This window comes from Rhizobium leguminosarum bv. viciae USDA 2370, from assembly GCF_002008365.1.
Lineage (GTDB): Bacteria > Pseudomonadota > Alphaproteobacteria > Rhizobiales > Rhizobiaceae > Rhizobium > Rhizobium leguminosarum.
Map to the genome: position 1 here is coordinate 42,021 of NZ_MRDL01000045.1, position 8,361 is coordinate 50,381.

The 8,361-nt window shown below is 57.7% G+C and carries 8 protein-coding genes; 4 read left to right on the forward strand and 4 right to left on the reverse strand.

The window, feature by feature from the left end; all coding sequences use genetic code 11:
* Positions 1 to 45: 45 nt before the first annotated feature.
* Positions 46 to 744 (reverse strand): GntR family transcriptional regulator, encoded by a 699-nt coding sequence (locus BS629_RS21945; RefSeq protein WP_018246074.1) that lies wholly within the window; start codon positions 742 to 744, stop codon positions 46 to 48.
* 237 nt (positions 745 to 981) lie between these two features.
* Here BS629_RS21945 and BS629_RS21950 point away from each other — a divergent pair, with 237 nt between their 5' ends.
* The 4 genes from BS629_RS21950 to BS629_RS21965 all read left to right on the forward strand — a co-directional run bounded on the left by BS629_RS21950 (position 982) and on the right by BS629_RS21965 (position 4,931).
* Positions 982 to 2,091, forward strand: a complete 1,110-nt coding sequence (locus BS629_RS21950; RefSeq protein WP_018246075.1) for an ABC transporter ATP-binding protein — start codon at positions 982 to 984, stop codon at positions 2,089 to 2,091.
* 1 nt (position 2,092) lies between these two features.
* Positions 2,093 to 3,001, forward strand: a complete 909-nt coding sequence (locus BS629_RS21955; RefSeq protein ID WP_018246076.1) for an ABC transporter permease — start codon at positions 2,093 to 2,095, stop codon at positions 2,999 to 3,001.
* 70 nt (positions 3,002 to 3,071) lie between these two features.
* Complete coding sequence (locus BS629_RS21960; protein WP_018246077.1) at positions 3,072 to 3,842, forward strand: ABC transporter permease; 771 nt, start codon at positions 3,072 to 3,074, stop codon at positions 3,840 to 3,842.
* A 33-nt stretch (positions 3,843 to 3,875) separates the two neighbouring features.
* Positions 3,876 to 4,931, forward strand: a complete 1,056-nt coding sequence (locus tag BS629_RS21965) for an extracellular solute-binding protein (protein WP_018246078.1) — start codon at positions 3,876 to 3,878, stop codon at positions 4,929 to 4,931.
* Positions 4,932 to 4,979: 48 nt separating this feature from the next.
* On the opposite strand, the gene BS629_RS21970 is transcribed toward BS629_RS21965, so the two are convergent.
* The 3 genes from BS629_RS21970 to BS629_RS38965 all read right to left on the reverse strand — a co-directional run.
* The gene (locus BS629_RS21970) at positions 4,980 to 6,221 is read right to left on the reverse strand and encodes an 8-amino-7-oxononanoate synthase family protein (protein WP_018246079.1); all 1,242 of its coding nucleotides are present in this window, start codon (positions 6,219 to 6,221) and stop codon (positions 4,980 to 4,982) included.
* A 123-nt stretch (positions 6,222 to 6,344) separates the two neighbouring features.
* Entirely contained in the window at positions 6,345 to 7,028 is a 684-nt protein-coding gene (locus BS629_RS21975) for a winged helix-turn-helix transcriptional regulator (RefSeq protein WP_018246080.1), read from the reverse strand.
* A 1,107-nt stretch (positions 7,029 to 8,135) separates the two neighbouring features.
* A partial coding sequence (locus tag BS629_RS38965; RefSeq protein WP_158081462.1) for a hypothetical protein occupies positions 8,136 to 8,361 on the reverse strand: 226 nt, incomplete at its 5' end.

The window sequence follows — 8,361 nt, forward strand, 5'->3', positions numbered from 1 at the left end:
ATCATGAACCCGAAGAAGTTGCAACAAAAAAATCCGGCCACGATGTTATTGCCGCTTGAGACGCTCCTGCGCTGCTTTCTTGAGGCGCCGATAGCCGTCTCGAATGTCGTTTTCCATTGCCGCTCGGACGGCGGAGGGATCTTTATCCACCAGAGCCTCAATCGCGGCCAGGTGGTTGTGGACACCGTATTTCGCTTCCGCAAACTCAGGATAGAGGTCGTGGAACGAGGCGCCGATCCTTAACCATAGGGCCTCGATGGTCGAAAGAAGGTGCGGCATCTCGCACAGTCGATAGATGGTAAAGTGGAATTCTTTATTGTCGTGAAGAGCATCGCCGTAGCGCTTTTCCTCGAGCGAAAGTGTGATTTTTTCCTGTATTACCAATAGCTTGTCAAGCACATCATTGGTCGCACGAAGTGCGCCTTTTTCGGTCGCTAATCCTTCGAGGGCAAGCCGCATCTGCGTGACTTCGTAAAGCGCCGAAAGATCGAGATGCGGGACGATGACGGTTTTAGGACCCACCATGACGAGCGCACCCTCAAAGACCAGGCGGTTAATCGCCTCGCGCGCCGGCGTCGCACCAACCTTCAGCATTTCGGCAACCGAACGGATCGGCAACTTGTGACCGGGCTTGTATACGCCCCGCGTAAGTTGCTCCTTGATGGATGAATAGGCGAAGTCGCTGAGACGCCCGGAGTGCAATTCCGACGCCGGCGATTCCTCTTCAGTTGTATTCTCGTTCAAAATTAACTCCCCACGAGTTGACTTCTTCACATTTTTGTTGCAACAAAAATGCATTGTGTAAAAATTGATCACGCAATGTGACAGCATAACGGGATCGTGAATATTAGCAACGCCTTGGCCCCGTGCGGCCATGCCTGAACAGATGCCGGCCTTGTCGGCACGACACTCACACCACCTGGCGCCGCGCGGGCGGAGTCGGGAGGGATCAATGCATCTTAAAGCAAAGGAGATATCAGTTTGATTGGTGCGCCTGTTTTTATCGATCGCATAGGAAAGGCCTACGGCAGCCAGACTGCCGTAGGCGCAGTGACCTTGGACATTTCAGCAGGCGAATTCCTGTCGATCCTCGGTCCATCCGGATCGGGCAAGACGACGCTTCTGACAATGATCGCCGGTTTCGAAAGTCCGTCTGCCGGACGCATTATCATTGGTGGGCGCGATGTCACCGCCGTATCGCCCGATCGCCGCAATATCGGGATGGTCTTCCAGCGTTATGCTTTATTCCCGCATCTGACCGTCGCCGAAAACATCGGCTTTCCCCTGAGGATGCGCGGCATCCGCAAGGACCTCAGGGCAGAACGCGTTAGCCGGGCGCTCGACCTCGTCCAACTCCCGGACTATGCCAAGCGCTATCCCCACGAACTTTCCGGCGGCCAGCAGCAGCGGGTTGCAGTCGCGCGAGCAATGGTGTTCGAACCGCCTGTTCTCTTGATGGACGAGCCACTCGGGGCACTGGACAAGAAGCTGCGCGAATCCATGCAGATCGAGATCAAGCAGCTTCAGCGGCGCCTCGGTGCAACGGTCATCTACGTGACGCACGATCAGGAGGAGGCGTTGACGATGTCCGACCGGATCGCTGTCATGGCAAAGGGGCAACTCGTGCAGCTTGGAAGCCCGGCGGATCTTTACTGTAATCCGGAGAGTGCCTTTGTCGCCGACTTCATCGGCAAGATGAATTTCCTAACGGGAGAATTCCTGGGCAAGACCGCTGGTCGTCACACCATCAGACTGGGTGACGACGTGGTTATTGATACGCCCGGTGCCGCCCATAATTTCGAGGGTTCGGCAAAGATAGGTGATCGCGTTCGGCTCGCGCTGCGCCCTGAGCGCCTCGGCCTTGCAGCGCGGGGCGCAGGAGGACAGAACGCCCTCCCCGGTCGGATCGAAACGTCGGTCTTTGCCGGCTCCTTCGACCTTCATCTCGTTCGCACTGATTTCGGAAGCGGCGAGATCATTCAGGTGCAGATCCCTGCTGATGGAAAGAGGGAGCCCTTCGCAATGGGGGCACTCGTGGACGTCGTCGCCGAACGCGACGGCCTCCGGCTCTTTACGGTTGAGGAGGGATGAAATGACCACGACCGTCGATAATCCACGCGTTGTACCAACCCGTCCAGCGAGCTGGTTTTTCTCACGCTCGGCGCGCCAGTATTCGCATGCGCTGACGTTCCTGCTTATTGCGCCGTTGATGCTGTTACTGGCCGGAGGCTTCATCTATCCGATTGGACGGCTCGTCTCTTTGAGCTTAATGGCGCCGGGATTCACGCTGGAGCATTACGAGCGGATCGTCACCGAGCCACTCTACATGGAAGTCCTGCTTCGGACGTTGCAGACGGGCGCCATCGTAACAGTGACGAGCTTGCTGCTTGGATTTCCGGTTAGCTTTCTCATGGCGCATGCCAAAGGCAGGATGGCGATGCTCGTATCGGCCGCGGTGTTGGTCCCACTATGGACCTCAGTGCTGGTGCGATCCTATGCCTGGATCGTGCTGCTGCAGCGAAACGGCATCGTTAACGGTCTGCTGATCGAGAGCGGCCTCATTGGCAGTCCGTTGAAGCTAATCTACACCGAAGGCGCGGTGATCCTTGCGATGACGCATGTTCTCATGCCCTTCATGATCCTGCCGGTCTACAACGTTCTTCGCACTATTCCTGCAGAGTACACTCAAGCCGCCCGCAATCTCGGCGCCGGCCCGATTAGCGCGTTCTGGCGCGTGACCTTGCCGCTCAGCTTGCCTGGAATCTTTGCCGGATGCGTCATGTGCTTCATCCTGGCGATCGGTTTTTATATCACGCCGGCACTCGTCGGCGGGCCTGGAGCATTGATGATGGCAACGCTGATCGGCCAGCAAACCACCGTTCTGCTTGACTGGCCATTTGCCGCAGCGCTCGCGACCGTCCTTCTGACCACGACGCTGATCTTTGTCCTTGTGTTCCGCAAGGCGCTTTCCGTCAGCAAAGGAATGAACAGTGTCAATTGAGCCCGCAGTCACCGCCTCATTCGCCCCCTCTCCCGTCAACAGCACCCATCGGCCTTACGGCAAAGCGGCATTGCGGCTCCTTGGGGGCTTCCTGATCGGGGAAATCCTGTTCTTCCTGGTTCTGCCGACGTTGCTCGTCATCCCGATTTCGCTGAACGACAGCAGCTATATCGAGTTCCCGCCGAGGGGCCTGACGCTTCGCTGGTATATCGACTTTCTATCCGATCCGGACTGGCGCGCAGCAACGATCTTCAGTCTGCAGATTGCGCTGGCGACGACGGTCGCTTCGACGGTTATCGGTACATTGGCCGCCATCGGGCTCGTTCGCGGTAATCTGCCGGGAAAGACGCTTCTGCGGGCATTGTCGTTGGGGCCAATGATCGTTCCCCATGTTGTCTTTGGCGTTGCCCTTTATCTGGTTTTTTCCCCGCTCAGTCTGACCGGCAATTTCGCTGGTTTCCTGATCGCGCACACCGTACTTGCTGTTCCCTACGTGATCATCACCGTGTCGGCAGCACTCGAGCGCTTCGACACGTCACTCGAGCTTGCCGCACTGAATTGCGGGGCAAGCCGGAGCCGCGCCTTTATCAGCGTTGTGCTTCCTAACATCGCCCCGGCGGTGGCTGCGGCTTCGGTCTTTGCGTTTCTGGCGTCGTTCGATGAGGCAACAGTCGCCTTCTTCATTTCCGATACGGGCGGAAAAACGATCAGCCGCAAGATGTTCGAGGACATCGATTTCAATCTCACCCCGGTCATAGCGGCGGTTTCGACGCTGCTCGTCGCGGTATCGCTGCTGCTCATGGGGACCATTCATCTCCTTACCGGCCGCGGGGAGGATTAACATGATCACATCAATCGGAGAGAGGAAGAACCGATGAAAAAGCGAACGAAGATCAAGCCACTGCTTGCGGCTTGCCTCATGCTTGCCGGTGCGGGGGCGGCGCAAGCCGAGGAGCAGGTCATCATTGCGACCACAGGCGGCGCCTACGATGCCGCGCTTCGAAAATTCTGGTTCGAGCCGTTTACCGAAAAGACCGGCATCAAAGTTGTTTCCGTCGCGGCAACGAATGCCGAGATGCGGGCGAAAGCGGCGGCCATGGTCAAGACCGGCAACGTGACCTGGGACCTTTATCCGGACGGCGAGATCCAGGCGAGCGCTGAAGCGCATCGGCTTACATCTGAAGACCTGACCGACTTTTGCAAGTCTTTCCAGAGCCGGCCAGATCTGGTCGAGGATGCCTGCGTCAGCGCTGGGGCCAGGCTTTTTTCAACCGCAACGCTGATGGCCTACGACCCGACTGCCTTCAAGGATGGGAATCCGTTGAGCTGGGCCGATATGTGGAACCAGACAAAATTTCCTGGGGGTCGCTCGTTTCCAAATTTCGACGATCCGTGGAGGGTAATGGCTGCCGCGCTCCTCGCCGATGGTGTTCCGCGCGACAAACTCTTTCCGCTCGACGTTGATCGCGCCCTTAACAAGCTCGACGAGATCCGCCCGGCGATATCGCTCTGGTGGAAGACCGGTGACCAGAGCGTTCAGGGCTTTCGCAACGGCGACTACAGAATCGGGCAGATCTGGCTGACGCGCGCAAATACACTGAAGGCGGAAGGACGCCAGATCGCCTGGTCCAAACAGGCCTCGTTCCTCGTCGGCGATCGCTTGACGATTATCAAGGATGCGCCGAACCGCGCAAACGCGTTGAAGTTGATCGGCTACTGGCTTGATCATCCGGAGGCGCAGGCCGGGGTGTGCAACGAACTCCTTTGCACGCCGCCGAGCCGCAAGGCGATCGATTTGATGTCGCCGGCTGCACGCGCGGCACTGCCGAGCGACGAGGACATCCGGGATTACATCGTCATCCCGGACGCCAAATGGATCAACGACAATGCTGCGATGATGCTCGAGCGTTGGAATGCCTGGATCCGATAACGATCCCCCTTTGGCGGTGGTTCCGCCCGAAGGGGCGGAGACAGATCTTTATCCCTTGAGAGCACGATTGACGGCAGCTGCGACGTCGCGCAATTCGGATGCCGTGTGGCCGGCAGTCGGACATATTCGCAGCCCCGCCCTTCCCTTGGCCACAGTCGGGAAGAAAATGGCCGACGTGTAGTAACCAGAATCAAGTACAAGTCTGGCAGCGCCGATTGCCGCAAGCTCGTCACCGACGACGACGGTCCTGATCGGGAGTCGGGACCCTGCCTGTGCGGTCGGCACCAGCTCGTCGAAAAGAGAGATGTGTTCTGCGAGCGTCCTTTGCCGCACACCAAGTTCCGGTGTGCGGTGAATCGACTGAGAGGCCAGAGCTGCACCGATCGCCGCAACATTGATGGAGGCCGAGAAGGCATGCGCGAGAGCAAAGCGCCGGAAGATCTCTTCCTGGAACGCCGTTGCGAGCATCAGCATGCCGCCCGACGCTCCGAAGCCCTTCCCGAGCGAGGCGGCGATGATCGTCCGTTCACCGAGACCTTCTGGCATCTGTGAACGGGCAAACCCCTCGCCTCTTTCCCCGAAAATCGATATACCGTGAGCATCATCGATGTAAAGGAAGAGGCCGTATCGCTCCTGAAGCTCCCGCAACTCCTTGATCGGGGCACAGCCACCCATGGAATAGACACCGTCGCAAACATAGGCGACCGCCTCGTTCTGGCGGCAAATTTCTTCGAGCGCCTGAAGATCGTTGTGGCCTATAGTGCGCACCTCGCATTCTTCAGCAACGACGGGCTTGTTGAAGGCGAGCGTTGCATGCGCGAGACGGTCGAATACCATGACTGGTTTTTTGCCGCCCGTCAGAACGCCGGACGCAATCAGCGGAAGCGCGCTTAAGTTGGCGGCAAGCACTGTTGTGTAGGTGATAGCCCTCGCGCCGAAGAGATCAGAAAGAGCATCCTCGAGGTCTCCGAGGACTGCAAAATTGAGCCGCGTCCGGGCGCAGGACCAGTGTAGTGTTCCGTAGCGCCGAACTGTCTCTATTGCGCCTTCGATGATTGAGGGGTGATTGTCGAGCCCGAGATACGAGCAGCGGACGAAGTCGACGACGCGCTTCAATCGGCGATCCGAAACCGGCAGCTCCACCGCTCGACCGTCAGACGGATGGACATAGAGGGCCATCAAGCCGTTGAGCTGGGCGGCGGCAAAGTGGGGACTCGCGTGGCTGATCAGGCCCGCGGTGTTTCTGTGGGATGTTTTCGCCGATCCGGCGCCCGAAGCTGCCTCTTGCATGTTGTGCTCCCAAATGTTCAACGGACTTCAAGCTATGCGCGTGATCGTCGTTTATGCAACGAAGGCGACAGCAAGTTTTCGGGAAGTTTCGATGAACATGTGAACGTGGGGAAGTCACATACTTTACGCAACGTCGATTGCATATCCTTCCTTTGGCACGGTGCGGATCAAATCGCGGCCAAGCGCCCGCCTCAATGCACGCCGGAGCCGGCCGATATGAACATCGACTGTCCGAGGCTCGACGAAAGCTGATTTCGGCCAAGCGACCGCGATCAGTTCCGCGCGGCTTAGAACACGCCCCGCGTCACCCATAAGAGCGCTCAGCAGACGAAACTCGATCGGGCTGAGATTAACCGGCATACCCCTTACCAAGACACGCCGGCCGCTGACGTCCAGCTTCAGATCGTCATATATTGGAACGAAGCGGCCAGACGCTTCGTCGGAGGAATTGCCTATTTCACCGTGGAGATAAGACAGCAGCCGTTCCGGAGGCATCGGCCTTGTGAAGCTCTCATCGACGTCGGCTTTCAGGATGTCGAGATAAGCGGCCTTTTCGGCGACGAGTGCGATGAGTGTGAGTTCGTCGGCAAGCCCCTTTTCTCCCAGGCTCGACGCGATATCAGCCAGAATTTGTGAACCCGGCTGGCAGTCGACGATGATAGCTGCAGCGCCGCGCTCCTCGGCGATCGCCACGGCCTCGTTTGGAATATCGACCAGCACCGTCCTGTATCCGGCCCCCCTCAAGATGTATGACAGCATCAAATAATAGTCGGCATCCCGGGATACGATCGCCAGAAGTGCGCTCATCGGCTCGCACCGCCAGCTGTTGACCCCACCATTTCTACGTTTGCTACGACAAAACTCTCACCGGATTGCCTCATTCTAAGTGACACCTCAAGCCTGATTCGTAAAATATCGCGAAAATCGCTCTCATTGCGGGTGTTTTTATAGCTTGCCTTTCGGTTTTGTTACAACATAATGTTGAGCATGAGAAGCACTTCGCACTGAAGCGCGTATTTGCCAGGGACGGCACGTGATCGTGGCCCACTCGGTGGGATCGACGTCCGGCATAATTTGATGGCCTGTTTCCGGACGGTAACGGGGCTTTTTAATGCGCGAAATGTTCGAAAGGTTCTCAGCCGGCTGCGCCGCAACCGCACCGGATTTTTGGAGTGATGCAGATGTTGGGGACATAAGTACTGCTGTCCGTTCGCTTTACGGACAACATGCGAAAACCGCGGCAGCCTGGTGTGCCATAAGCGCTCGCTCCGACGGTCGCTCAGGCGATTTCAAGTTTTGGGTCCGAGTTTTCCAGCAGTTGGGGAAATTCGAAAACAAATGCGAGGGCCATCGGCTTTGATGTCGCACGCATGTTTACTCCGACAGCATTCCGACACTACGAATCTGTCCGGCCTTATAGGTCGGACAGATTCGCGGTGATCATGCCAGCCGCTCGGTTGAACGCAGATTTCGGGAGCGGGACGTGTAGGGGCAGACAGGGTGTCCCCACAGCGAAGGGTTCATGATCAACACGCAGAGCAGGGGGACTAGTTTTATCTGAATACGATGGCTACAAAAGTCCTGTCATGAAAGACGCCTGCCGCATCCTGCACCAGGAGTTTCAGACGCGTTGAAGGGCAGCTCGGCTGAGTTCGAGGAAATGGGGCGCATCCTCAAAGTCAGCTTATTTGAGTCATGCACCCGCGATCGACACGCTGCTTGAAGCCGTTCGCTGCCTCCGCCAAGTAATTGGGTTGACAGAATACTCCATGAGCCGAGGGATGGCCCACAGCTGACGGGCGAGCGAGCGACCGCGCGCCTGGTTCTTGATCTCGATCGCGATATAGGCGCGGGCGATCGCATTGCAGCGATTTCCTGCCGTCCATAATCTCTCCCGCAGCTCATTCATTGGTCTCAGAGACTAATGCCACGACTGACAGCCCGCTGGTGCCGTTCCGAGATGATCTGTTCGCTGCTTTCCATGCGCACCGTCCGCTGCAGGACCTTCAACCTGTCCTGCATCGCCTCGAAAGCATTGCGCTGCGCTGGTGGCACACGATTGATGAGATCCTTTTCGCCGCGAATGATGGCATTGCGACCAAAGCGCTCGTCGAGTGCCCGGCTGACGGCGGCGAACTCC

What these genes read in the sequence shown, in the direction of transcription:
- BS629_RS21965 (WP_018246078.1), top strand. Translation starts at nt 3,876, where the DNA reads ATGAAAAAGCGAACGAAGATCAAGCCACTGCTTGCGGCTTGCCTCATG.
- BS629_RS21955 (WP_018246076.1), top strand. Translation starts at nt 2,093, where the DNA reads ATGACCACGACCGTCGATAATCCACGCGTTGTACCAACCCGTCCAGCG.
- BS629_RS21975 (WP_018246080.1), bottom strand. Translation starts at nt 7,028, where the DNA reads ATGAGCGCACTTCTGGCGATCGTATCCCGGGATGCCGACTATTATTTG.
- BS629_RS21970 (WP_018246079.1), bottom strand. Translation starts at nt 6,221, where the DNA reads ATGCAAGAGGCAGCTTCGGGCGCCGGATCGGCGAAAACATCCCACAGA.